This window comes from Neisseria viridiae, assembly GCF_962747995.1.
Classification (GTDB): domain Bacteria; phylum Pseudomonadota; class Gammaproteobacteria; order Burkholderiales; family Neisseriaceae; genus Neisseria; species Neisseria viridiae.
In genome coordinates this window covers 1-22,417 of record NZ_CAUJAJ010000014.1, presented here as the reverse complement: position 1 = coordinate 22,417, position 22,417 = coordinate 1, and the positions used below count along the sequence as shown (strand labels likewise).

Sequence of the window (22,417 nt, the reverse complement as noted above, 5' to 3'; positions counted from 1 at the left end):
AGACGTTCAGACAGGCGTTTTGCCGCCGCACAGGACAGGGAATACCATGAAACAGAAAAAAACCGCTGCCGCAGTTATTGCTGCAATGTTGGCAGGTTTTGCGGCAGCCAAAGTACCCGAAATCGACCCGGCTTTGGTGGATACGCTGGTGGCGCAGATTATGCAGCAGGCAGACCGGCATACGGAGCAGTCCCAAAAACCGGACGGGCAGGCTGTCCGAAACGATGCCGTCCGCCGGCTGCAAACTTTGGAAGTTTTGAAAAACAGGGCATTGAAGGAAGGTTTGGATAAGGATAAGGATGTCCAAAACCGCTTTAAAATCGCCGAAGCGTCTTTTTATGCCGAGGAATACGTCCGTTTTCTGGAGCGTTCGGAAACGGTTTCCGAAGACGAGCTGCACAAGTTTTACGAACAGCAAATCCGCATGATCAAATTGCAGCAGGTCGGTTTTGCCACGGAGGATGAGGCGCGTCAGGCGCAGCAGCTCCTGCTCAAAGGGCTGTCTTTTGAAGGGCTGATGAAGCGTTATCCGAACGACGAACAGGCTTTTGACGGTTTCATTATGGCGCAGCAGCTTCCCGAACCGCTGGCTTCGCAGTTTGCCGCGATGAATCGGGGCGACGTTACCCGCAATCCGGTCAAATTGGGCGAACGCTATTACCTGTTCAAACTCAGCGAGGTTGGGAAAAACCCCGACGCGCAGCCCTTCGAGCTGGTCAGAAACCAATTGGAACAAGGTTTGAAACAGGAAAAAGCCCGCTTGAAAATCGATGCCCTTTTGGAAGAAAACGGTGTCAAACCGTAATGGCATTTCCGATACCGATGCCGTCTGAAGCCTTTTCAGACGGCATTGCACGTTCAGGTAAGGAGGACGGCTTATGCGTGCGGTCATACAGAAAACGGTAGGTGCAAAGGTGGATGTCGTGTCCGAAAGCGGTGCGGAAACCTGCGGCAAAATTGACGGCGGGTTCGTCGTGCTGCTCGGCGTAACACATGATGATACCGAGAAAGATGCGCAATATATTGCCGACAAAATTGCCCATTTACGCGTGTTTGAAGACGAAGCGGGTAAGCTGAACCTGTCTTTGAAAGATGTCGGGGGCTCCGTGCTGCTGGTGTCGCAGTTTACGCTTTATGCCGACGCGGCAAGCGGGCGGCGGCCTTCGTTTTCCCAAGCCGCACCTGCAGAACAGGCGCAGCAGCTTTACCTGCGAACGGCGGAACTGTTGCGCGGACACGGGATTCATGTCGAAACAGGGCGTTTCCGCACGCATATGCAGGTGTCGCTCTGCAACGACGGGCCGGTAACCATACTGCTGGACTCTTTCATGACGCGGATTTCCCCAAAAATGAAGGTTGTTCCAGATTGAAATTGAATCCGCAATGATGAAATATCGACAATGAACGACAATACACACACCCTTCCCCCGCGCCGCCTTTCCGTCGCCCCGATGCTCGACTGGACGGACCGACACTACCGTTACATGGCGCGCCAGATTACCCGAAATGCTTGGCTTTACAGCGAAATGGTCAATGCCGGCGCGATTGTTTACGGCGACAAAGACCGCTTTTTGATGTTCAACGAAGGCGAGCAGCCCGTCGCCCTGCAACTGGGCGGCAGCAATCCGTCCGATTTGGCGAAAGCCGCCAAAGCCGCCGAAGCATACGGCTACAACGAGGTCAACCTCAACTGCGGCTGTCCCAGTCCGCGCGTGCAGAAAGGTTCGTTCGGCGCGTGCCTAATGAACGAAGTCATGCTGGTTGCCGACTGCCTCAACGCCATGCAGGACGCGGTCGGCATTCCCGTTACCGTCAAACACCGAATCGGCGTGGACAGGCAGACCGAATACCAAACCGTTGCCGATTTCGTCGGCACGCTGCGCGACAAAACCGCCTGCAAAACCTTTATCGTCCACGCCCGCAACGCTTGGCTGGACGGTCTTTCGCCCAAAGAAAACCGCGATGTTCCGCCCTTGAAATACGATTACGTTTACCGCCTCAAGCAAGAGTTTCCCGAGCTGGAAATCATCATCAACGGCGGCATCACGACCAATGAGGAAATCGTGCAACACCTGCAACACGTTGACGGCGTAATGGTCGGGCGCGAGGCGTACCACAACCCGATGGTGATGCGCGAATGGGACAGGCTGTTTTACGGCGATACCCACAGCCCGATTGAATACGCCGATTTGGTGCGGCGGCTGTTTGTGTACAGCCAAGCCCAAATCCAAAGCGGACGCGGCACAATCCTGCGCCACATCGTCCGCCACAGCCTCGGGCTGATGCACGGTCTGAAAAACGCCCGCACTTGGCGGCGTATGCTTTCCGACGCGGCGTTGTTGAAAGGCAACAACGGCGGCCTGATTCTCGAAGCATGGAAAGAGGTTGAGCAGGCAAATACGCGCGAATAGGGCGGGGCTGTATGTGTGAAATGCCGTCTGAAGGTTTCAGACGGCATTTGTGCGTTTGTCGGGCGGTGTTTAGGGGGCGGTAATGGCGTGTTTCGGCACTTTGTCCATATCCCAGTGTGCCACCGCCCAGTCGAGCAGTTCGGCAGGGCGGTCGGTTTCCGGTGCTTCGGGCAGGTTGAGGTAACGGAACACTTGGCGGAGGAGTTGTTCGCGGCGGTTTAAATCCAATGCGGGGGCGAGCGTCTGTTTCGACCATTTCTGCCCTTGCGCGTTGGTCAGGAGCGGCAGGTGGGCATATTGCGGTGTCGAAACGCCCAAACACTGCTGCAAATAGATTTGGCGCGGCGTAGAAACGAGCAGGTCTTGTCCGCGGACGATGTGGGTAATACCCTGTTCGGCATCATCGGCAACGACGGCGAGTTGGTATGCCCAGTAACCGTCTGCACGAAGTAGGACGAAATCGCCGATGTCGCGGGCGAGGTTTTGGGCGTAACCGCCGACGATGCCGTCTGAAAAACCGATAATGCGGTCGGGGACGCAGATGCGCCACGCCGGCTGTTTGCCTTGCAGTGCAGGGCGTTGGCCGGGGTGGCGGCAACGTCCGTTATAGACGAACCCGTCTGCTCCCCGCCTTGCCCCGGCCTGCCAGTCTTTGCGGCTGCAATGGCAGGGATAGACCAGTCCGGCGGTTTTCAGACGGCATAGGGTTTCTTCATACAGGGCGTAACGGCGGCTCTGATAGGCGACTTCTCCGTCCCACTCGAATCCGAATGCCTCAAGCGTGTGCAGGATATGGCTTGCCGCCCCCGGCATTTCGCGCGGCGGATCGAGGTCTTCCATGCGGACCAGCCATTTGCCGCCGTTTGAGCGTGCATCGGCATAGGAAGCGACGGCGGTCAGCAGCGAGCCGATGTGGAGCAGCCCGGTCGGGCTGGGGGCAAAACGTCCTGTGTACATATCTGGTACAGCCCCTTTATTTAAGACTATTAATCAAAGCCATTATCTCATCTTTATTCAGTTCCATCCCGGGCTCTTCAAGCAAGGTTAAATCATATAGGGCATTATATTGCTCTTCGGTAGCTGAATCATCCATAAGACCAGATGAGAAAAAATCGAAGGCTCTATCTGCAATTCTCTCATTACTTGCATTTCTATCAACCAGTTTCGTCAATTCTCTATATATGGTATGGGGAGGTACCGGATCCTTAAAAATCAGATCTGAATAAATTTCATCGGGTGAAATGATTTCGAGTGCTTTTGCCATGATTCTATTCCCTTTTGTGTTGGTGGATAATGTCGTGCATTAACTTCTTGTTAATTAATATTTTTAGGGTGAACCCACTGTGTCCGGTCAAAAGGGCGATGCCGTCTGAAAGCCTTTCAGACGGCATCGGGGATGAAAAGTTTAAACCAACGGTGAGAGCAGTTTTTCAAACGCTTCTTCAAATTGTTTCAAACCGTCTTCCTGCAAACGCGTCGCCAAGGTTTCGACATCGATGCCGAGCGCGGCGGTTTCGGCAAGCTGCGCTTGTGCTTCTTCTACGCCTTCTGTCAGCGAGGCTTTGGCTGTGCCGTGGTCGATGAAGGCTTTGAGGGTGGCATCGGGAACGGTGTTGACGGTGTGCGCGCCGATCAGGCTGTCAACGTAGAGCGTGTCGGGATAGGCTGGGTTTTTCACGCCGGTAGATGCCCACAAAAGCTGCACGCGGTTTGCGCCTTTGGTTTCCAGCGCGGCAAATTCGGGGCTGCCGAAGTATTGCGCCCAGTCCTGGTAGGCGGCTTTGGCAAGGGCGATGGCGATTTTGCCTTTGAGGTGGTCGGGCAGCGTTGCGTCCAGCGCATTGTCCACGCGCGAGATGAAGAAGCTGGCGACGACGTGGATATGGGCAACGTTTTGTCCGGCTGCCAAGCGTTTGGCAATGCCGCGCGCGTAGGCGGCGTAGGCTTTGAGGGTTTGGGCGCGTGAGAACAGCAGGGTCAGGTTCACGCTGATGCCGTCTGAAACGAGGGTTTCGAGCGCATCGATGCCTGCGTCGGTGGCAGGAATTTTAATCATGGCGTTTTTACGCGCGATGGCGGCATGGAGGCGGCGGGCTTCTTCTACCGTGCCTTGCGCGTCTTTGGCAAGCTCGGGGGAAACTTCGAGGCTGACGAAACCGGTTTTGCCGCCGGTGGATTCGTGTTCGGCAAGGCAGACGCCGCAGGCGGCACGCACATCGGCAACCGCCATCGTTTCGTAGCGTTGTTTGGGGCTGAGGTTTTGCTGCTTGAGGGCGGCGATTTCATCGGCGTAAAGCGCGTCGCCGGCGAAGGCTTTTTGGAAGATGGCGGGATTGGAAGTTACGCCGCACACGCCTTGTTTCAGCATTTGCGCCAATTCGCCGCTTTGCACGAGCGAGCGGGAAAGGTTGTCCAGCCAGATTTGTTGTCCTAATGCTTTAACGTCCGATAAAATAGTCATTTCTGATTCCTTTGGATGGATGGGCGGGGTTTGAGGGCTTATGCTACCCCGATTCGGAAAATTTTGGTAGTTTTGTTACAGCAAAGGCGGGTTGCAATGGCAGAAAACGGAAAATATCTCGACTGGGCGCGCGAAGTGTTGCACACCGAAGCGGAAGGCTTGCGCGAAATTGCGGCGGATTTGGACGAAAACTTCGTCCTTGCGGCGGACGCGTTGTTGCACTGCAAGGGCAGGGTTGTTATCACGGGCATGGGCAAGTCGGGACATATCGGGCGCAAAATGGCGGCAACCATGGCCTCGACCGGCACGCCTGCGTTTTTCGTCCACCCTGCGGAAGCGGCACACGGCGACTTGGGTATGATTGTGGACAACGACGTGGTCGTCGCGATTTCCAATTCCGGCGAAAGCGACGAAATCGCCGCCATCATCCCCGCACTCAAACGCAAAGACATTACCCTCGTCTGCATCACCGCCCGCCCCGGTTCGACGATGGCGCGCCATGCCGACATCCACATCACCGCATCGGTTTCTCAAGAAGCCTGCCCGCTGGGGCTTGCCCCGACCAGCAGCACCACCGCCGTGATGGCTTTGGGCGACGCGTTGGCGGTCGTCCTGCTGCGCGCGCGCGCGTTCACGCCCGACGATTTCGCCTTGAGCCATCCTGCCGGCAGCCTCGGCAAACGCCTGCTTTTGCGCGTTGCCGACATTATGCACAAAGGCGGCGGCCTGCCTGCCGTCCGGCTCGGCACACCTTTAAAAGAAGCCATCGTCAGTATGAGTGAGAAAGGACTGGGGATGCTGGCGGTAACGGACGCACAAGACCGTCTGAAAGGCGTGTTCACCGACGGCGATTTGCGCCGCCTGTTCCAACGGCGCGACAGCCTTGCCGGCCTTCAAGTGGAGGAAATGATGCATACGCAGCCCAAAACCATCTCCGCCGAACGACTCGCCGCCGAAGCGTTGAAAGTGATGCAGGCAAACCACATCAACGGTCTTCTGGTAACCGATGCCGACGGCGTGCTGATCGGCGCGCTGAATATGCACGACCTTTTGGCGGCACGGATTGTATAAGGCGGTGCAGCCGTTTCAGACGGCATTTGTGGTAAGATATGCCGTCTGAAAACAAGGAAATCCCATGCAGGCAATTTCTCCCGAATTACAGGCGCACGCCGCCAAAATCAAACTGCTGATATTGGATGTGGACGGTGTTTTGACCGACGGGCGCATCTTTATCCGCGATAACGGCGAAGAAATCAAATCGTTTCACACGCTGGACGGACACGGTTTGAAGATGCTTCAGGCAAGCGGCGTGCAGACTGCGATTATCACAGGTCGGGACGCGCCCTCCGTCGGCATCCGCGCCAAACAGTTGGGCATAAATTACTACTTCAAAGGCATTTCGGACAAACGCGCCGCGTATGAAGAGCTGCGCGTGCAGGCAGGTGTGGAAGAAGCTGAGTGTGCCTTTGTCGGCGACGACGTGGTCGATTTGCCGGTGATGGTGCGTTGCGGATTGTCGGTTGCCGTCCCCGACGCGCATTGGTTTACGCTGCAACACGCCGCCTATATTGCCAAACGCCCCGGCGGTGCGGGCGCGGTGCGTGAAGTGTGCGACCTGATTATGCAGGCGCAAGGGACTTTGGGCGCGGCTTTGAACGAGTACATCAAATGAAAGTAAGATGGCGGTACGGAATCGCATTCCCATTGATATTGGCGGTTGCCTTGGGCGGTCTGTCGGCATGGTTGGGTCGTATCAGCGAAGTCGAAATCGAGGAAGTCAGGCTCAATCCCGACGAACCCCAATACACAATGGACGGCTTGGACGGCAGGCGGTTTGACGAACAGGGATACTTGAAAGAACATTTGAGCGCGAAAGGTGCGAAACAGTTTCCCGAAAGCAGCGACATCCATTTTGATTCGCCGCATCTCGTGTTCTTCCAAGAAGGCAGGTTGTTGTACGAAGTCGGCAGCGATGAAGCCGTTTACCATACCGAAACCAAACAGGTTCTCTTTAAAAACCATGTCGTCTTGACCAAAACCGCCGACGGCAAACGGCAGGCGGGTAAAGTTGAAACCGAAAAGCTGCACGTCGATACCGAATCTCAATATGCCCAAACCGATACGCCTGTCAGTTTCCAATATGGTGCATCGCACGGTCAGGCGGGCAGCATGACTTACGACCACAAAACAGGCCTGTTGAACTTCTCATCTAAAGTGAAAGCCACGATTTATGATACAAAAAATATGTAAAATTTTTGTTTTAATAGCATTTTTTTCGACATCCCCCGCTTTTGCCCTTCAAAGCGACAGCAGGCAGCCTATTCAGATTGAGGCCGACCAAGGTTCGCTCGATCAAGCCAACCAAAGCACCACATTCAGCGGCAATGTCGTCATCAGACAGGGTACGCTCAATATTTCCGCCACCCGCGTCAACGTAACGCGTAATGATAAAGGCGAACAGTTTATGAAGGCCGACGGCTCGCCCGTGCGCTTCAGCCAAACGTTGGACGGGGGCAAAGGGACGGTGCGCGGTCAGGCAAACAACGTTACCTATTCCTCCGCAGGCAGCACCGTCGTTCTGACCGGCAATGCCAAAGTGCAGCGCGGCGGCGACCTTGCCGAAGGTGCGGTCATTACCTACAACACCAAAACCGAAGTCTATACCATCAGCGGCAGCACAAAATCCGGCGCAAAATCCGCTTCCAAATCCGGCAGGGTCAGCGTCATCATCCAGCCTTCGAGTACGCAAAAATCCGAATAATCCCCAAATGCCGTCTGAAACATAAACCCGGTTCGGACGGCATATGCCGACCGAAGATATTGAAGAGATATTTATGAGCGCAAACGTCAGCCGCCTTGTTGTTCAAAACCTGCAAAAAAGTTTTAAAAAACGCCAAGTCGTTAAAAGCTTCTCCCTCGAAATCGAAAGCGGAGAAGTCGTCGGCCTACTCGGGCCCAACGGCGCGGGTAAAACCACCAGTTTCTACATGATTGTCGGGCTCATTGCCGCCGATGCGGGCAGCGTAACCCTAGACGGACAAGAATTGCGCCACCTGCCCATACACGAACGCGCCCTCCTCGGTGTCGGCTACCTGCCGCAGGAAGCCTCGATATTCCGCAAAATGACAGTTGAACAGAATATCCGCGCCATCTTGGAAATCAGTACCAAAGACAAAAGCCTCATCGACGGCGAAGTTGAAAAACTGCTTGCCGACCTGAATATCGAGCGTTTGCGCAATAATCCTGCCCCATCTTTGTCGGGGGGCGAACGCCGACGCGTCGAAATCGCCCGCGTGCTTGCCATGAAACCGCATTTTATTTTGCTGGACGAGCCTTTTGCCGGCGTCGATCCCATCGCCGTCATCGACATCCAGAAAATCATCGGGTTTCTCAAGTCGCGCGGTATCGGCGTATTGATTACCGACCACAACGTACGCGAAACCCTCAGCATCTGCGATCGCGCCTACATCATTTCAGACGGCACGGTGTTGGCATCGGGAAAACCTGATGATTTGGTCGGAAACGAACAGGTTCGTTCTGTTTATCTGGGTGAGAACTTCAAATATTGAAAATATTTTTCAGACGGGCGGCCTCATATCGTCGGGCAGGCGGCAAAAGTACGGATTTATGCTGTTTTTACATAAATTAATTCAAATTTAAAACATTGACTTAAACCGGTTTTCAAAGAATATTGCCCGATATGCTTGCATGTCGTCCCGTAATTTGGTTTAATACGCATCTCTTAACGAGACAGACAAAGGCCAGATAGCTCAGTTGGTAGAGCAACGGATTGAAAATCCGTGTGTCGGCGGTTCGATTCCGCCTCTGGCCACCAAAAAACCGCTGATGAGCGGTTATTTTTTTGCCTGCCGTTTTTGGGAAGTTGTCCGTGTCGGACACGTTTTGTGTCTGACCATTATGTAGAAGGACAAAAGCGATAATGACCGCCCCGTTGCGTTTTGGAGAAGAGGGTAGGGTAAAGGCAGAAAGCACATGCCGTCTGAATGATATTTCAGACGGCATTTTATATTGCGGCGGCACTCAGTCCGTGTCGTCTTCAGGCAATTCTGCCGAACCCATGCGTTTGAGTACGATATTGGTTTTGTTGCGCAGCCGTTTGCTTTTCGGATGGTCGGCGTAGTAGAGCGGGGCGGGGACGCGGGCAGTCAGTTTCGCCGCCTGCTGTTTGGTCAGGTCTGCGGCCGGTTTTTTATAAAAGTATCGGGACGCGGCTTCCGCGCCAAACACCCCGTAGTGCCACTCGATTGAATTCAGATACAGTTCGAAAATCCTGTCTTTGTCGGTAACAGCTTCCATCATCGCCGTAATGGCCGCCTCTTCCCCTTTGCGCAGATAGCTGCGGCTTTCGTTGAGGAAGAGGTTTTTGGCAAGCTGCTGGCTGATGGTCGATCCGCCCGCCTTCACTTCGCCGCTGTTCCGGTTGCGCCTGATGGCGTTTTGAATGCCGCCCCAATCGAAGCCGCCGTGTCCGGCAAAATGGGCATCTTCGGAAGCAATCAGGGCTTTTTTCAGGTTGGTGGAAATGTGGTCGTAGGGAACCCAACGGTAATCCAGGGCGACATTGCGTCCTTCTTGTTCGAACTGCTTCATCCGCATCGACATAAAGGCGGTTTGATGCGGCGCGACGGCACGGTAGGTAATGATGTTGCCGTACACATAAGCGTTGAAGAAAATGAAGATGCCGATGGGCAGGGCAATCAGCCATTTGATGATGCGGAACATGGTTACAGGGCTTTCATGTATTCGATAACAGGGCGGATATCGGGCGTAAATCCGCGCCAGAGGGAGTAGGAAGCGGCAGCCTGACCGACCAGCATGCCCAGACCGTCTGAAACTTCGGCCGCGCCGTTGCTTTGGGCAAAGTTCAAAAACGCCTGCGCCGCGTCGCCGTAAACCATATCGTAGGCAAGGCGGCAGCCGCGGAAAATTTCAGGGCTGACGGCAGGAAGCTGACCGCTCAAGCCGCCGGACGTGCCGTTGATGATGATATCGAAACCGCCGTTTAAATCCGCCATCGGGACGGCTTCAATGCCGAAAAGCTGCGCCAATTCCTCGGCCTTGGCGTGGGTACGGTTGGCAATGACGATACGGGCAGGGCGGTGTTTTTTCAAAACCGGAATCACGCCGCGCACCGCGCCGCCTGCGCCCAAAAGCAAAATGGTTTTGCCCTCGATGGCAATGTTTTTAACCTGCGTGATGTCGTTGGCCAAACCGATACCGTCGGTATTGTCGCCACGCAGCTTGCCGTTTTTCAACAGAATCAGTGTATTGACCGCGCCGGCAGCCAAAGCGCAGTCGGAATGTTCGTCCGCCAGCGCAAAAGCTTCCTGCTTGAACGGTACGGTAACGTTTGCCCCGCAACCGCCTGTTTCAAAAAATGTCGAAACCGCCTGCGCGAAACTGCCGATTTCGGCACAAATGCGTCCGTATTCAATGTCGACGCCTTCCTGAAGAGCAAATTGCTGATGGATTTGCGGCGACTTGCTGTGGGCGACGGGGTTGCCGAAAACGGCGTAGCGGGGGAGGGTGTGCATAGTTATATTCCATCAAGGCGGGGCGGTCATTTTATAACGGCGGCGCGAAGATGGGAACGATGCCGTCTGAACTGCTTTCAGACGGCATCTGTTTTGTCGGCATTCGGACAAAAGGGCGGGTATTCCGCTTTTGAACAGACAAACCGAAGCATATTGTTGACAATCTTGCCGTCTGAAACTATATTTTACAGCTTGGAATTTGACGCAGGGCCAGTTTCAGACGGCATGGACGTGGTAGAATCGTGCCGACTTTGCGTCAAGCTGCCGCGTTCCGCATATTTTGCTATTTCCCTTTTCCAGGAGCTGAAAAATGTCTATTAAAAACGCCGTAAAATTGATTGAAGAAAGCGAAGCCCGCTTTGTCGATTTGCGCTTTACCGATACCAAAGGCAAGCAGCACCACTTTACCGTGCCTGTGCGCATCGTGTTGAAAGACCCCGAAGAGTGGTTCGAAAACGGTCAGGCGTTTGACGGTTCGTCTATCGGCGGCTGGAAAGGCATTCAGGCTTCCGATATGCAGCTGCGTCCCGATGCGTCTACAGCCTTCGTCGATCCTTTTTATGATGATGTTACCGTCGTCATTACCTGCGATGTCATCGACCCTGCCGACGGTCAGGGTTACGACCGCGACCCGCGCTCCATCGCACGCCGTGCCGAAGCCTATTTGAAATCTTCCGGTATCGGCGACACGGCATACTTCGGCCCCGAACCCGAATTCTTCGTCTTCGACGGCGTAGAATTTGAAACCGATATGCACAAAACCCGTTACGAAATCACGTCCGAAAGCGGCGCATGGGCCAGCGGTCTGCATATGGACGGTCAAAACACCGGCCACCGCCCTGCCGTCAAAGGCGGTTACGCGCCCGTCGCGCCGATTGACTGCGGTCAGGATTTGCGTTCCGCGATGGTAAACATTTTGGAAGGACTCGGCATCGAAGTCGAAGTCCACCACAGCGAAGTCGGTACCGGCAGCCAAATGGAAATCGGCACGCGCTTCGCCACCTTGGTCAAACGCGCCGACCAAACCCAAGACATGAAATACGTGATTCAAAACGTTGCCCACAACTTCGGCAAAACAGCCACCTTCATGCCCAAACCCATTATGGGCGACAACGGCAGCGGTATGCACGTCCACCAATCCATCTGGAAAGACGGTCAAAACCTGTTTTCAGGCGACGGCTATGCCGGCTTGAGCGACACCGCGCTCTACTATATCGGCGGCATCATCAAACACGCCAAAGCCTTGAACGCGATTACCAATCCGTCCACCAACTCCTACAAACGCCTCGTGCCGCACTTTGAAGCACCGACCAAATTGGCTTATTCCGCCAAAAACCGTTCCGCTTCCATCCGCATTCCGTCTGTAAACAGCAGCAAAGCACGCCGCATCGAAGCACGTTTCCCCGATCCGACCGCCAACCCATACTTGGCGTTCGCCGCTTTATTGATGGCCGGTTTGGACGGTATTCAAAACAAAATCCATCCGGGCGACCCTGCCGATAAAAACCTTTACGACCTGCCGCCGGAAGAAGATGCATTGGTGCCGACCGTTTGCGCTTCTTTGGAAGAAGCCCTCGCCTCCCTCAAAGCCGATCACGAATTCCTCCTGCGCGGCGGCGTGTTCAGCAAAGACTGGATTGATAGCTACATCGCCTTTAAAGAGGAAGATGTCCGCCGCATCCGTATGGCACCTCATCCGCTGGAATTTGAAATGTATTACAGCCTGTAAACTCTCAGGTTTCAGTAGAAATGCCGTCTGAACGCAGTTTCAGACGGCATTTTGCATTGGAACGGCAAACCGGCGGCGCGTGGCGGCGTTTTTCAGCAGGCGGGCGATATTTGCTACAATAGGCTTTTGTTTTTTTTGGCTGCACGAACGATGACTGCATCGAAATCAGGTTTTATCGGGCAAATCTTTTCCCGCAATATGCTTGTCTGTATTTTTACGGGGTTTACCTCGGGGCTGCCGCTGTATTTTCTGATTAACCTGATTCCGGCGTGGTTGCGCAGCGAGCAGGTGGATTTGAAGAGCATCGGGCTGATGGCGTTAATCGGACTGCCGTTTACCTGGAAATTTTTGTGGTCTCCGCTGATGGACGCGGTCAGGCTGCCCGTTTTGGGCCGGCGGCGCGGGTGGATGCTGCTGACGCAGGCAGGGTTGCTGGCGGCTTTGGCGGCATATGCCTTTTTAAATCCCCGTAATCATCTGCCGCTGATTGCCGGCTTGTCGGTGCTTGTCGCGTTTTTTGCCGCCAGTCAGGATATTGTATTGGATGCGTTCAGGCGCGAGATTTTGTCGGACGAAGAATTGGGTTTGGGCAACTCGGTTCACGTGAACGCCTACCGGATTGCCGCCCTGATTCCCGGTTCATTGAGTTTGGTGTTGGCAGACAGGATGCCGTGGTCAGAAGTATTTGTTATCACTTCATTATTTATGCTGCCCGGCCTTCTGATGACGCTGTTTCTCGCGCGCGAACCCGTGTTGCCGCCTTCCGTTCCTAAAACGTTGAAGCAGACCGTGGTAGAGCCGTTTAAAGAATTTTTTACGCGCAAGGGCATCGCTTCTGCTGTATGCGTGCTGCTGTTTATCTTCCTTTACAAACTCGGCGACAGTATGGCAACCGCGTTGGCAACGCCGTTTTATCTGGATATGGGTTTCAGTAAGACAGATATCGGTTTGATTGCGAAAAATGCAGGACTGTGGCCGGCAGTGGCGGCAGGTATCTTGGGCGGCGTGTGGATGCTGAAAATCGGCGTAAACAAAGCCTTGTGGCTATTCGGCGCGGTGCAGGCAATAACGGTTTTGGGGTTTGTATGGCTGGCAGGGTTCGGACATTTCGACACGGTCGGCACAGGCGAGAGGCTGATGCTGGCGGCGGTTATCGGCGCGGAAGCGGTCGGCGTGGGTTTGGGGACGGCGGCGTTTGTATCGTATATGGCGCGCGAGACCAATCCCGCATTTACCGCAACGCAGCTCGCACTGTTTACCAGCCTGTCCGCCGTGCCGCGCACGGTCATCAATTCCTTTGCCGGTTATCTGATCGAATGGATGGGCTATGTGCCGTTTTTCCGGCTGTGTTTCGTACTTGCCCTGCCGGGTATGCTGTTGTTGCTGAAAGTTGCGCCTTGGAACGGGGAAAAAACTCAGGATACAGGCAGATGAACGCGTCAAACTGGAGCGTTTACCTGATATTGTGTGAAAACAGCGCGTTCTATTGCGGCATCAGCAAGAATCCGCAACAGCGGCTTGCCGCCCACACTTCCGGCAAAGGCGCGAAATATACCCGCGTATTCAAACCGGTGGCGATGCGTATCGTTGCAGGCGGGATGGATAAAGGCACTGCGCTCAAACAGGAAATCGCCGTCAAAAAACTGACCGCCGCACAAAAACGGCAATTGTGGGAACAGGCGGAAAAAATGCCGTCTGAAACCTGACGGTTCGGGTTCGGACGGCAGTTGGCAGCAATCAGGGAAAAGCGGGGCAGGCGGCAAGGAAAACCGATGTTTCAACGTACAGGACGGCACATAAAGCGTCGCCCTGTGAAAGTGAAGGCATATATCAGTATTTTTTATACGTCAACAGAAAAGAATACGATGAACTGTTTGTTGGATTTGTATTGATTAATCAGTATATTTTTATGCCGGGGTGTTTTTCCTTATCGGTATCCCTTCTTTTATGAGGATGCCTGCCGCTCATATAAAGAACGGGAAAATACGATGGGAAAATACGGTACAGCCCTCGACATCGCACAATATGTCAACTTATTTGTTTGTTTTATAATGTGTATTTCCGTTTTTTGGATTGTGGTTTTCAATTTATAGCGAATCGGGTTCGGCATATACGGCATTGCAAAAAGAGTTTGACTCTCCAATGCCGTCTGAAAACCGGTTTCAGACGGCATTTGCGTTCAGTAAGAAAGGTCGCGCCTGCCGCCCGAACGTCTCGCCGCAGCCTCTGTATAACGGCGCACCTCTTTTTCCAAATCTTCCAAGTTCAAAGGAAAATCAGGCAGTCTGTCTCCCTGTTTCTCTTCGCGGACAATCCGCCCGCCATCCAAAAACCACGTCTGTTGCGTATGATAGGTCTCCATATCCGCCGTTACGCCATCCGCTTTCAATGCTACCGTCGAAGATTGTGCAATAAAAAGATTTCCGTTTTTCAAATAATATTCGAAACTCTGGCGTTTTTTCCCATTGTCGAAACTCCAATAGATTTTCTGCGGCAGACCGTCCGCATCATAGCCGACTACAAGACTGTTCGCCTTCATCCCCAGGGGCATCAATTCCCGCATATTCTGATAAAACACAGAATCGCGCGAGTCCGACGCAATCCGGTTGCTCTCTTCGCGGAAGTCCCAAACCTTCTGCTCGTCATTCGCGACATCCCGGTATTTCGCCAAATATATCTGGGCCATCTGATAACACCCGAGACAATGCTCATAAACATCTTCCCCGATTTTCCCGCGCCCCGCCGCATCAAATACCGAACCGTCCGGTTGCCAAACAACCCGATATTCTCCTGTCGTTTCATAATTTTCCCCGTGAACCGTTCCGCCGTACACATTTACAGAAAACGGACGATCGTTCCGATACAGATATTCGGCATTAACAAACGCTTCCGGCGAGCGTTGCAAAAGCGAAACCGCAACCAAACCGCCCTCGCCGATATAGTAATTCAGCCAAACCTCTTCCCCATGTTCCTGCTCCGTTACGTGAAACCATTTCGCTTTTTCTTTCAAACGACTGAGCCGGACAGCGAGCGCGAGATAATCCTTCTCCGACTGCAACGGACCGTCATCCGCAGTTTCGGCAAGACTTTCCTCCGTCCTCATCGATTCCTTCACGATGACAACCGCCCTGTCGGCATTTCGGAACAGGCGGGCAAGTTTCGCCACAAAAGTATTCGGATTTTCAGGTATTTCAGTTGCTGTATCGCTCAAAAACCAACGCGGATTAATCTCATAGGCAATACCCTTCCCCAGCCAAAAGGCAAATACAAGTGCAAAAAATGACAACAATACCGGTTTGAATTTTTTAAACATATTTATTTTTCGTTTAACAGGATATATCGATTATATCAGGCGGGCTTTGATTGTTTGATTTTTAATCTAATCTACGGTTGCTGCCGTACTTTAAAAACCCCTATGCAGGCTGCGGCTTGTTACTCTTGTTTGCTTTGATTCAATTTTTTGACTAATTCAAATGCTTCGGATTGATATTGCCTTTGCCATTTTTCCCAATCTAACGGTTTTCCCGAGCGTTCCCAATCTTCTAAAACCGATATTTTGAACGTTTCCATTTCCCACCAATATTCGGCATATAAACGTGATTGATTGGGAATATCGGCTTCTGCCCAATCGGCAAAATGCAAAAAATGAGAAATATCGCAAACTATATTATTTTCAGGAACTTCTTCGGCAAATAGATTCTTGACTAACTGTAACGCTTCGGTCTGATATTTTTCTGTCCATTTCTCCCATTTTTCAGGCTTTCCCGATATTTCCCAATCTTCCAATGCGGAGGCATTCAAGACTTCCAATTCCCACCAGCAGTCGTAATAACGAGAGGATTGGTTAGGAATCTTATTTTCCGCTTCGGAAACAAATTGGGTAAAACTAAAAATATCCTTAACTATTTTTTCAAATCTATTTTCCATAGGTTGCCGTCCCCTCCAAATTGTTTGCCAACAACTTCGGTAAAATCAAGCCGGCAAGCCCCTGCATCCTGTGCTAATCGGAGAAAATGCCGTCTGAAAGCCGAATACCGCTTCAGACGGCATTTGCCAGATTTGACCTTGCCGGTGCTTACGGACGCTTTTTAAATATAAAGAAGGAAATATCGTCTAACGCATCTTCGGCAAAACCTTGAAAATCCGGATTACCTTGTTTTGAGCGCAATAAAGCAATCACTTTATCGCAATCGCCGATATTTTCATGCATCCTGGCAAGATGTCCGAAACAGGTTAATGACAATCTGGCAATATCCAAGTCTTTATGCTTCGACAACTCCGTCAATTTCTCAGAAATCCAAGGGATTTCATCCTCCTCCGAGCTGAAGGTCATACCGAGCATACCGTCAATAACACTCTGTTTATTTTCAGAATAAATCATCTTTTCTACTTGTTCCTTATCAGCCATCATTTTTTGTCCATTTAATTAGTCGTTTGTATTAAATTGACATTATTTATTTTCCAATTTACTTTATAACTATCTTCATAATAATCTAATTCAAAAAAACCTGATATTTCAATATCCAATTCCATTATTGTTTTAATACATTTTTCAAAATAAATAATGAAATAAGACTTTACGCATGCACCAAAAAAAATATAGCTGCTCCAATTAAAACTATTTGTCGGGAAAACCCACCCGCTTTTATATATTTTTGCAGATTCTTTTTCTTCGATATTGAAGGGGCAATTATTCCAAAAATTATTAATGTTTTCTTGGATGATTTTTATATCATCGTCAGAGCATTCAATCCATCCTTTGATGGAAACATATGATGCCATTTAATCTCCTAAACCTGTTTTAACAATGCCGCCTTTTGATTCAATATATGACTTAACTTGTGAATGAACACCGTGCCTGTTCCGTACAGCAAGCACAGGTTGGATTAAGATTCGACAATCTGTTTGGATTGACAGAAAGGTCGTCTGAAAAATCGATTACGGTTTCAGACGACCTTTTGTTGTTGAGTTTTCAACCCAACCTATGCCTGCCATTAATGTTATTCATCGTAGTAAGGTTCTGTTGAATAATTGTCTTTGCCCCCGGCAATGATAGTAACAATTTTCCCTTTTGCTTCCCAAGCTTGTACTCCTATTTCATCAAACTCATAGACATATGTCGGATAAGATTCATTTGATAAATAATATTTATCAACACCGTATGATTTAGGGTGATGGAAAAGCTGTTTAAAATCTTCAAAATTCAGACCTATTATATTAACGCCCATAAAATATAGCTCCTGATAACAAAATATCGAAATAATTTTGTTTTTCTTGACGGCAATTAGTAAATTTGAGTCGGGAGATTCATAATATTCTGTTCTAAACTCATCAGGAGGTTCATACATAAAAGTTTCCAGTATGTTTTTGTACTCTGTTATATCCGCACCAAAACGGAATATTCCTACAGAAGTAAAAGGTAAAAATTCGGGAGTTTTAACGACCGCGTCGACCATGCTCTTCTCCTTTTGCTTTTCGATTGGCATTTTTTGCAATATTTCTGATTGTTTTCTCAATCTTTAAGCGTTCATTTTTGGACATTCCGGGAATAATTTTATTTTTTAATTCAGCAATTCTTGATTCCGCTGATATTTGACTTCGACCGCCGTCTCCATGTTTTTCATTCTTGGAGCTTCCTGTTCTTTTAGGCGGACAAGAATTATGAACCCAAACCCCTTCCGTTTCCGCCTGATTGCCCTTGACGAAGTAGGTATGCCAATCGGCAACGGTCAGATTGTAGGCTTTGAGCGGTGTTGGTTTGACAATGATGTTGCGGACGGTTTGGGTTCTGCCGCTTTCGGATAACAGCCTGATTCCCGCTTTCAAATCTTCCGCTTTAACCCATTTGCCGTCTGAATAAAACGGATGGATGCGGTTGGAAATCAGGGTTTGGCTGTTACCGATGCCGTCTGAAACTTTAATGTAAACGGTTTCTTGGTACGGATTGCCGTATCGGGCGGTAACAGGTTTGTATCCCGTTACCCCGCTTGCCTCGTCCTTGGCGAAGACGCGGTCGCCGGCTTGAATATGGGCGATGGCTTTGTAGCCGTCTGCCGTTTTGACCAAGGTGCTGCCGTGGAAAGAGCAGGTGTAGGATTTTTGAAGAACTCAGTTCTCAATATCCTATTTCAAATGAAGGAAATGCCGTCTGAAAAACAAGCTTGATTTCAGACAGCCTTTTAATTGTTGGGTTTTCAATCCAACCTACGGTTACTTAACCTATTATCATTGGCTTGAGCTGCGCAAGCCTAGGTCGGATGAAAACCCAACATCTCGTTTTTACTGATAGAAAGGTTGTCTGAAAAACCAAACACGGTTTCAGATGACCTTTTGATTGTTGTTTTCTACGCTTGCTACCTAAGAACTTTGTATCCATTCTTCTTTTCTAATTCCAAATTCAAATTCAGCCTGTTTAAATGCCGAATTTAATGTGTCATGATAAGTATCCGTTTGTTCCTGACCGGTCTCATCCAAATAAAATAAATAAAATCCGTGGTCATCTTCATATTGAACAATACTTAAAGCAACAGGTTTGGGAAGTATCCCCATTGGAGTGCGATGAATCGTTCTAATAGGAAAATCTTTATTTTTATCTAAGATAACTTTGAATAATTCTTTTACACTCATAATTTTCTAATCCTGAATAATTGTTACTACACTATTTTCTATTACACGTCCATTGGGTTTGTCATATGATTCAAAATGACCATGATGCGTAGATGAATTTGTTTCATGATGACCATATCGTACCTGTCGCATTCCATCTTGTGATACATATCGACCATTTGGATATGACTTATAGTTTTCCCCTAGCCATTTCTCAGCTGCATTTAAAAAATTAGATTCAGATACAGTTCCTGCATGGTATTCGGGAGCTCTTTTGGGCGGACAAGAATTATGAACCCAAACCCCTTCCGTTTCCGCCCTATCACCCTTGACGAAGTAAGTATGCCAATCGGCGACGGTCAGGTTGTAGGCTTTGAGCGGCTGCTGTTTGAAGGTAATGTTTTGAACCGTCTGTTTTGCGCCGCTTTCGGAAAGCAGGGTGTCGCCTTTTTTCAGATGACCTGCCTGTATCCATTTTCCTTGACTGTAAAACGGATGGATGCGGTTGGAAATCAGGGTTTGGCTGTTGCCGATGCCGTCTGAAACTTCAATGTAAACGGTTTCCCGATACGGATTGCCGTATTGGGCGGTAACGGGTTTGTATCCTGTTTCCCCGCTTGCCTCGTCCTTGGCGAAGACGCTCTCGCCGACTCGGATACGGGCAATGGCTTTGTAGCCGTCTGCCGTTTTGACCAAGGTGCTGCCGTGGAAGGAGCAGGTGTAGGATTTTTGAAGAACTTAGTTCTCAATATCCTATTTCAAATGAAGGAAATAGGTCGTCTGAAAATTAAACACGATTTCAGGCGACCTTTTGATTGTTGAACTTTTCAATTAAATCATTATTGTGATTGGTTTATTTTTCATAATAAATTCAGAAATTATATCTTGAATTATAGAAATATTTTTAGAGATATGCTCAATAGGGTAGACGTCTCCCAAAATTTCCATTGTATTTCCACTATAATTTTCTGTTTTAAGATTTTTTACTTCAATATCTCCATCTTCTAAAATTGTTTGAATTATTGGTAAATAATATCCTTTTTCAAAATAGATAGTTAATTCAGTATTGCCAAATTCAGGCTCAGGAATAATTCTGAAAACAAGGACTCCGGCTTTTTTTTCAAAATTTGATACAGAAAAAAAGTTATTTATTTCTTTAATGTTAGGATTTTCTAAAATAGGGATTTGGATTCGTTCTCCATTATCTGTAATAAAAAATCCACCAAAAACAATTGTTGATGTTTTCATTTTCTCTCCTTAATTGATTTCATACCAGGCGTCCAATAGTAAGTTTTATTTTTTCCTGTTACATTATCTGTCGCATTAACGGTCAGTGATTTCAGTCCAGAAGCTTGAGCAGCAGCTGCAATATCTCCTTTACAATAACCGCAAACATCTTTTCCTGAAACTGTCATTGTCATAGATGCCCCTTTCGTTTCACCTGCATTATAAGCCTGCTGGATAACACCAATTTCAGCATGTGAATTAGCAACGGTTGCATTCGGACGAGGTTTACCGTCGGCTTGGATTTTTGCATTAACTCGTTGGGCTATTAATGTAGGTGAATCAGGCGATCCAATTTTTGCACTTTGATTAACATCTCTAAAAGTCTTTCCATTAATCGTTCCTTTGGCAATTACTTTTGGTTTGACAGTAGAAAAGTTTTTATAGCTAATCGAAAAATCCCCGCTAACCGCAGCTTTCCCCGGTTTCGCCGCCTTTGCCAGCTTAGCGACTTTGGCTGCTTTTGCCGCCTTTGTCAGGTTTTTGACTTTGGCAAACGGCAGGACGTTGACCAGGGCTTCGACGGTTTCGGCGGCATTGGGGTTTTCCTGCATCCACTGGTCAACGGCTTCGCCCGCGCTGATAAAGGGGTTAAGCGCGCCGGCGGCGACGCCGTTGATAAACTCCATGCTGTTGCCCCAGCGGTTGAGCTTGGCATTGTGCTCGAACATTTTTCTGTTGGCTTCATAGGCGCGGTCGGAGAAATTGCTGCCGAGGTTGCTGTAATTGTCGGATATGCGTTGCCGGATGCTGCGGGTGTCGGTTGGATTGAGTTTGATGCTGCGGGCTATGCCATTGACGTGATAGGTGTATTCGTCGCGTGCCCCCGTAGGTTTGGGGTAATTGCCGCCCTTCGGGCCGTCGTAGGCATCGGCGGGATGATGTTCGTGTCCTTCCCAGTTGAGCCGGTATACGGTAAAGCCGTCGTCAACGTTGCCTTGTTCTTTGCTTGCGCTGTCGGCGGCGTGGTTGTCGAAGGGGGCGTGTTCTTCGTATCCGTGTCCGGAAAAGCGGGTGTGGTAGCCGATTGTGCCGTTGATGTTTGCCTGCTGGATGAGCAGGTTGCCCATCTGGTGGGTATAGTCTTGGATGACGTTGATTTGACCGGTGCGGTCGGAGACGCTGCCGCGCGGGTCGCCGAAGAGGTGGTATTTGCCTCCGGGTTCGTAGTGCTGCCGTTGGGCGTTATCGGTAATGAACGGGTCTTGCGCCAATTCTGCCGCGAGGGCGGGCTGTATGAGTGCGGCCGCCGCTACGGCGCAGGCGGCAAGGAGATTTGTTAGTCTTCGCAGCGGTTTCACGGTTTATCCTCCTTTGCGGCGGCGGATGACTTCGTTGCCGACATCGGGGTTTTTACCGTTGTTTTGTTTGAAGTCGGGACGGTTTTGGGCGGTTGTGTCGCCGTAGGGGGTGATGTCGGAGAAATCGACCATCAGGCGGTCTGAGGCTTTGACGGTTTTGCCGACGCTGTAAGGTCCCATCCAGAGGGCGTATTGTTCTTGGTATTGGGATTCGTAGGCGGCGGTTTTAGGGGCAATCAGCAGTTTCCGGCTGTCGCGGTCAACGGCGAAATATTCGAGCTTAGTTTGGGCTTTAAGGGTTTCGGCGTTGTAGAGGTGTAGTTCGGTACGGCTGCGGACGGTGCCGAATACGTCGACGGTTACGAATACGTCGGTGTCGGCGTATTCGGGCGGTACGACTTCGATGCCGCGCAGGTAGAAGACGGTTTGGATGAGGTTGGTCAGGAAGGAAACGTCGCGGGGGTTGGCGAGCAGGGTTTCGTTGCGGTAGTCGCCCGTGCCGTTGACGGACAGTCCGGCGGAGCGTTCGCCTTTGCGTCCGCTGTTTTTCGTCAGGGCGGCGGCGGGGGCGTTTAAGACCGATGTGGAAGTGGTAACGCTGGAGAGCGCGTCGGATTTGGTGGTGGCGGTAGTGTCGTAGGCGGGGTAGCTGTATCGGGTGGCACTTTCGGGGTTGTTGTGGTAGCCGCCGCGTATCAGTGCGTCGATAGAGTAGCGTCCGCCGCTTATGTTGCCCGAACCTTGGTCGCCCATAACGGAGACGTAAAGGGCGGCTTTGCGTCCTTTCAGGGCGGACAAATCCATTTCTTTGACGGCGGCGCGGGACGATGCGGCGACGAGTTCCTGTTCGACGGCAAAGCGTTTGCCGCCGCCGTGGGCAGGAATGCCGGTCAGTGTGCCGCAGGCGGCGAGGACGAGGGGGATGAGGAGGAGCAGGATTTTCATGGCAGGGTTTGTTTTGTTTTGAACGGGTTTGAGTGTAAAGGGATTTTAAGGATTTGAGACCTTTGCAAAATCCCCCAAAATCCCCTAAATTCCCACCAAGACATTTAGGGGATTTCCCATGAGCA

28 protein-coding genes, 1 tRNA gene and 1 pseudogene are annotated in these 22,417 nt (G+C 50.7%); 12 read left to right on the top strand and 18 right to left on the bottom strand.

What is annotated here, in order from left to right:
- Positions 1-46 precede the first annotated feature (46 nt).
- From Q9J79_RS08185 to dusA, 3 genes are all read left to right on the top strand, one after another.
- Positions 47-805, top strand: a complete 759-nt coding sequence (locus Q9J79_RS08185) for a peptidylprolyl isomerase (protein WP_301672809.1) — start codon at positions 47-49, stop codon at positions 803-805.
- A gap of 73 nt (positions 806-878) precedes the next feature.
- Positions 879-1,370 (top strand): D-aminoacyl-tRNA deacylase, encoded by a 492-nt coding sequence (gene dtd, locus Q9J79_RS08180; RefSeq protein ID WP_301672810.1) that lies wholly within the window; start codon positions 879-881, stop codon positions 1,368-1,370.
- 30 nt (positions 1,371-1,400) lie between these two features.
- On the top strand, positions 1,401-2,411 hold the full coding sequence (dusA, locus tag Q9J79_RS08175) for a tRNA dihydrouridine(20/20a) synthase DusA (protein ID WP_301912083.1): 1,011 nt from the start codon (positions 1,401-1,403) through the stop codon (positions 2,409-2,411).
- A gap of 69 nt (positions 2,412-2,480) precedes the next feature.
- Here dusA and gluQRS read toward each other — a convergent pair whose 3' ends face one another.
- The 3 genes from gluQRS to tal all read right to left on the bottom strand — a co-directional run bounded on the left by gluQRS (position 2,481) and on the right by tal (position 4,872).
- A complete protein-coding gene (gene gluQRS / locus Q9J79_RS08170) occupies positions 2,481-3,368 on the bottom strand; it encodes a tRNA glutamyl-Q(34) synthetase GluQRS (RefSeq protein ID WP_301912082.1) in 888 nt (295 codons plus the stop codon).
- A 16-nt stretch (positions 3,369-3,384) separates the two neighbouring features.
- On the bottom strand, positions 3,385-3,675 hold the full coding sequence (locus Q9J79_RS08165) for a hypothetical protein (RefSeq protein ID WP_301912081.1): 291 nt from the start codon (positions 3,673-3,675) through the stop codon (positions 3,385-3,387).
- 141 nt (positions 3,676-3,816) lie between these two features.
- Positions 3,817-4,872 carry a transaldolase gene (gene tal / locus Q9J79_RS08160; protein WP_301912080.1) on the bottom strand — a complete coding sequence of 352 codons (1,056 nt, stop codon included), beginning with the start codon at positions 4,870-4,872 and terminating at the stop codon, positions 3,817-3,819.
- 96 nt (positions 4,873-4,968) lie between these two features.
- Here tal and Q9J79_RS08155 point away from each other — a divergent pair, with 96 nt between their 5' ends.
- The 6 genes from Q9J79_RS08155 to Q9J79_RS08130 all read left to right on the top strand — a co-directional run bounded on the left by Q9J79_RS08155 (position 4,969) and on the right by Q9J79_RS08130 (position 8,707).
- Positions 4,969-5,943 carry a KpsF/GutQ family sugar-phosphate isomerase gene (locus Q9J79_RS08155; RefSeq protein WP_301912079.1) on the top strand — a complete coding sequence of 325 codons (975 nt, stop codon included), beginning with the start codon at positions 4,969-4,971 and terminating at the stop codon, positions 5,941-5,943.
- Between the two features lie 64 nt (positions 5,944-6,007).
- Positions 6,008-6,544: a KdsC family phosphatase gene (locus tag Q9J79_RS08150; RefSeq protein ID WP_301912078.1), complete on the top strand. Its 537-nt coding sequence runs from the start codon at positions 6,008-6,010 to the stop codon at positions 6,542-6,544.
- Positions 6,541-7,122, top strand: coding sequence for an LPS export ABC transporter periplasmic protein LptC (gene lptC, locus Q9J79_RS08145; protein WP_301912077.1), 582 nt, complete (start codon positions 6,541-6,543; stop codon positions 7,120-7,122). The genes Q9J79_RS08150 and lptC overlap by 4 nt, the downstream gene beginning before the upstream one ends.
- On the top strand, positions 7,103-7,633 hold the full coding sequence (lptA, locus tag Q9J79_RS08140) for a lipopolysaccharide transport periplasmic protein LptA (RefSeq protein WP_301912076.1): 531 nt from the start codon (positions 7,103-7,105) through the stop codon (positions 7,631-7,633). The genes lptC and lptA overlap by 20 nt, the downstream gene beginning before the upstream one ends.
- A 73-nt stretch (positions 7,634-7,706) precedes the next feature.
- Positions 7,707-8,441 (top strand): LPS export ABC transporter ATP-binding protein, encoded by a 735-nt coding sequence (gene lptB / locus Q9J79_RS08135; protein WP_301912161.1) that lies wholly within the window; start codon positions 7,707-7,709, stop codon positions 8,439-8,441.
- 190 nt (positions 8,442-8,631) lie between these two features.
- Positions 8,632-8,707: transfer RNA gene (locus tag Q9J79_RS08130), tRNA-Phe, on the top strand.
- Positions 8,708-8,913: 206 nt separating this feature from the next.
- Here the strand turns inward: Q9J79_RS08130 and mtgA are convergent.
- Entirely contained in the window at positions 8,914-9,615 is a 702-nt protein-coding gene (mtgA, locus tag Q9J79_RS08125) for a monofunctional biosynthetic peptidoglycan transglycosylase (RefSeq protein ID WP_301912075.1), read from the bottom strand.
- Positions 9,616-9,617: 2 nt separating this feature from the next.
- A complete protein-coding gene (aroE, locus tag Q9J79_RS08120; RefSeq protein WP_304685288.1) occupies positions 9,618-10,427 on the bottom strand; it encodes a shikimate dehydrogenase in 810 nt (269 codons plus the stop codon).
- A 310-nt stretch (positions 10,428-10,737) separates the two neighbouring features.
- On the opposite strand from aroE, the gene glnA reads away from it, so the two are divergent.
- The 3 genes from glnA to Q9J79_RS08105 all read left to right on the top strand — a co-directional run bounded on the left by glnA (position 10,738) and on the right by Q9J79_RS08105 (position 13,862).
- The gene (glnA, locus tag Q9J79_RS08115; protein WP_301912073.1) at positions 10,738-12,156 is read left to right on the top strand and encodes a type I glutamate--ammonia ligase; all 1,419 of its coding nucleotides are present in this window, start codon (positions 10,738-10,740) and stop codon (positions 12,154-12,156) included.
- A gap of 150 nt (positions 12,157-12,306) precedes the next feature.
- The gene (locus Q9J79_RS08110; RefSeq protein WP_301912072.1) at positions 12,307-13,590 is read left to right on the top strand and encodes an MFS transporter; all 1,284 of its coding nucleotides are present in this window, start codon (positions 12,307-12,309) and stop codon (positions 13,588-13,590) included.
- Positions 13,587-13,862: a GIY-YIG nuclease family protein gene (locus Q9J79_RS08105; RefSeq protein ID WP_301912071.1), complete on the top strand. Its 276-nt coding sequence runs from the start codon at positions 13,587-13,589 to the stop codon at positions 13,860-13,862. The genes Q9J79_RS08110 and Q9J79_RS08105 overlap by 4 nt, the downstream gene beginning before the upstream one ends.
- A 239-nt stretch (positions 13,863-14,101) precedes the next feature.
- Here Q9J79_RS08105 and Q9J79_RS08100 read toward each other — a convergent pair whose 3' ends face one another.
- From Q9J79_RS08100 to mafA, 13 genes and pseudogenes are all read right to left on the bottom strand, one after another.
- Positions 14,102-14,329, bottom strand: a complete 228-nt coding sequence (locus Q9J79_RS08100; protein WP_301672821.1) for a hypothetical protein — start codon at positions 14,327-14,329, stop codon at positions 14,102-14,104.
- A gap of 6 nt (positions 14,330-14,335) precedes the next feature.
- Complete coding sequence (locus Q9J79_RS08095; RefSeq protein WP_301912070.1) at positions 14,336-15,469, bottom strand: hypothetical protein; 1,134 nt, start codon at positions 15,467-15,469, stop codon at positions 14,336-14,338.
- Between the two features lie 119 nt (positions 15,470-15,588).
- Positions 15,589-16,083: a hypothetical protein gene (locus tag Q9J79_RS08090; protein WP_301912069.1), complete on the bottom strand. Its 495-nt coding sequence runs from the start codon at positions 16,081-16,083 to the stop codon at positions 15,589-15,591.
- A 148-nt stretch (positions 16,084-16,231) separates the two neighbouring features.
- Entirely contained in the window at positions 16,232-16,567 is a 336-nt protein-coding gene (locus Q9J79_RS08085; RefSeq protein ID WP_002235455.1) for a hypothetical protein, read from the bottom strand.
- Positions 16,568-16,578: 11 nt separating this feature from the next.
- Positions 16,579-16,938, bottom strand: a complete 360-nt coding sequence (locus Q9J79_RS08080) for a hypothetical protein (RefSeq protein WP_301912068.1) — start codon at positions 16,936-16,938, stop codon at positions 16,579-16,581.
- Positions 16,939-17,016 (bottom strand): annotated as a pseudogene (locus tag Q9J79_RS10465) (restriction endonuclease fold toxin); the annotation flags it as partial.
- Positions 17,017-17,156: 140 nt separating this feature from the next.
- A complete protein-coding gene (locus tag Q9J79_RS08075; RefSeq protein WP_101124512.1) occupies positions 17,157-17,612 on the bottom strand; it encodes a hypothetical protein in 456 nt (151 codons plus the stop codon).
- Entirely contained in the window at positions 17,593-18,222 is a 630-nt protein-coding gene (locus tag Q9J79_RS08070; protein WP_308446934.1) for an HINT domain-containing protein, read from the bottom strand. The genes Q9J79_RS08075 and Q9J79_RS08070 overlap by 20 nt, the downstream gene beginning before the upstream one ends.
- Before the next feature lie 291 nt (positions 18,223-18,513).
- Positions 18,514-18,783: a hypothetical protein gene (locus Q9J79_RS08065; protein ID WP_301912067.1), complete on the bottom strand. Its 270-nt coding sequence runs from the start codon at positions 18,781-18,783 to the stop codon at positions 18,514-18,516.
- Between the two features lie 6 nt (positions 18,784-18,789).
- Entirely contained in the window at positions 18,790-19,458 is a 669-nt protein-coding gene (locus Q9J79_RS08060) for an HINT domain-containing protein (protein ID WP_308446933.1), read from the bottom strand.
- A gap of 135 nt (positions 19,459-19,593) precedes the next feature.
- A complete protein-coding gene (locus Q9J79_RS08055; RefSeq protein ID WP_003689511.1) occupies positions 19,594-20,010 on the bottom strand; it encodes a DUF6911 family protein in 417 nt (138 codons plus the stop codon).
- Positions 20,007-21,347: a polymorphic toxin MafB class 1 gene (mafB, locus tag Q9J79_RS08050; RefSeq protein ID WP_301912065.1), complete on the bottom strand. Its 1,341-nt coding sequence runs from the start codon at positions 21,345-21,347 to the stop codon at positions 20,007-20,009. Before mafB ends, Q9J79_RS08055 begins: the two co-directional genes overlap by 4 nt.
- A gap of 3 nt (positions 21,348-21,350) precedes the next feature.
- A complete protein-coding gene (mafA, locus tag Q9J79_RS08045; protein WP_301672826.1) occupies positions 21,351-22,292 on the bottom strand; it encodes an adhesin MafA in 942 nt (313 codons plus the stop codon).
- Positions 22,293-22,417: the final 125 nt, after the last annotated feature.

Bases quoted from the DNA above. Each gene is read 5' to 3' on its own strand.
- mafA (WP_301672826.1), bottom strand. From the start codon at position 22,292: ATGAAAATCCTGCTCCTCCTCATCCCCCTCGTCCTCGCCGCCTGCGGC.
- Q9J79_RS08165 (WP_301912081.1), bottom strand. From the start codon at position 3,675: ATGGCAAAAGCACTCGAAATCATTTCACCCGATGAAATTTATTCAGAT.
- mtgA (WP_301912075.1), bottom strand. From the start codon at position 9,615: ATGTTCCGCATCATCAAATGGCTGATTGCCCTGCCCATCGGCATCTTC.
- Q9J79_RS08150 (WP_301912078.1), top strand. From the start codon at position 6,008: ATGCAGGCAATTTCTCCCGAATTACAGGCGCACGCCGCCAAAATCAAA.
- gluQRS (WP_301912082.1), bottom strand. From the start codon at position 3,368: ATGTACACAGGACGTTTTGCCCCCAGCCCGACCGGGCTGCTCCACATC.
- Q9J79_RS08090 (WP_301912069.1), bottom strand. From the start codon at position 16,083: ATGGAAAATAGATTTGAAAAAATAGTTAAGGATATTTTTAGTTTTACC.
- Q9J79_RS08095 (WP_301912070.1), bottom strand. From the start codon at position 15,469: ATGTTTAAAAAATTCAAACCGGTATTGTTGTCATTTTTTGCACTTGTA.
- glnA (WP_301912073.1), top strand. From the start codon at position 10,738: ATGTCTATTAAAAACGCCGTAAAATTGATTGAAGAAAGCGAAGCCCGC.
- Q9J79_RS08105 (WP_301912071.1), top strand. From the start codon at position 13,587: ATGAACGCGTCAAACTGGAGCGTTTACCTGATATTGTGTGAAAACAGC.
- aroE (WP_304685288.1), bottom strand. From the start codon at position 10,427: ATGCACACCCTCCCCCGCTACGCCGTTTTCGGCAACCCCGTCGCCCAC.
- dtd (WP_301672810.1), top strand. From the start codon at position 879: ATGCGTGCGGTCATACAGAAAACGGTAGGTGCAAAGGTGGATGTCGTG.
- lptC (WP_301912077.1), top strand. From the start codon at position 6,541: ATGAAAGTAAGATGGCGGTACGGAATCGCATTCCCATTGATATTGGCG.
- lptA (WP_301912076.1), top strand. From the start codon at position 7,103: ATGATACAAAAAATATGTAAAATTTTTGTTTTAATAGCATTTTTTTCG.
- Q9J79_RS08065 (WP_301912067.1), bottom strand. From the start codon at position 18,783: ATGAGTGTAAAAGAATTATTCAAAGTTATCTTAGATAAAAATAAAGAT.
- Q9J79_RS08100 (WP_301672821.1), bottom strand. From the start codon at position 14,329: ATGCCGTCTGAAACCGGTTTTCAGACGGCATTGGAGAGTCAAACTCTT.
- Q9J79_RS08075 (WP_101124512.1), bottom strand. From the start codon at position 17,612: ATGGTCGACGCGGTCGTTAAAACTCCCGAATTTTTACCTTTTACTTCT.
- Q9J79_RS08155 (WP_301912079.1), top strand. From the start codon at position 4,969: ATGGCAGAAAACGGAAAATATCTCGACTGGGCGCGCGAAGTGTTGCAC.
- tal (WP_301912080.1), bottom strand. From the start codon at position 4,872: ATGACTATTTTATCGGACGTTAAAGCATTAGGACAACAAATCTGGCTG.
- Q9J79_RS08055 (WP_003689511.1), bottom strand. From the start codon at position 20,010: ATGAAAACATCAACAATTGTTTTTGGTGGATTTTTTATTACAGATAAT.
- Q9J79_RS08085 (WP_002235455.1), bottom strand. From the start codon at position 16,567: ATGATGGCTGATAAGGAACAAGTAGAAAAGATGATTTATTCTGAAAAT.
- dusA (WP_301912083.1), top strand. From the start codon at position 1,401: ATGAACGACAATACACACACCCTTCCCCCGCGCCGCCTTTCCGTCGCC.
- lptB (WP_301912161.1), top strand. From the start codon at position 7,707: ATGAGCGCAAACGTCAGCCGCCTTGTTGTTCAAAACCTGCAAAAAAGT.
- Q9J79_RS08185 (WP_301672809.1), top strand. From the start codon at position 47: ATGAAACAGAAAAAAACCGCTGCCGCAGTTATTGCTGCAATGTTGGCA.
- Q9J79_RS08110 (WP_301912072.1), top strand. From the start codon at position 12,307: ATGACTGCATCGAAATCAGGTTTTATCGGGCAAATCTTTTCCCGCAAT.
- Q9J79_RS08080 (WP_301912068.1), bottom strand. From the start codon at position 16,938: ATGGCATCATATGTTTCCATCAAAGGATGGATTGAATGCTCTGACGAT.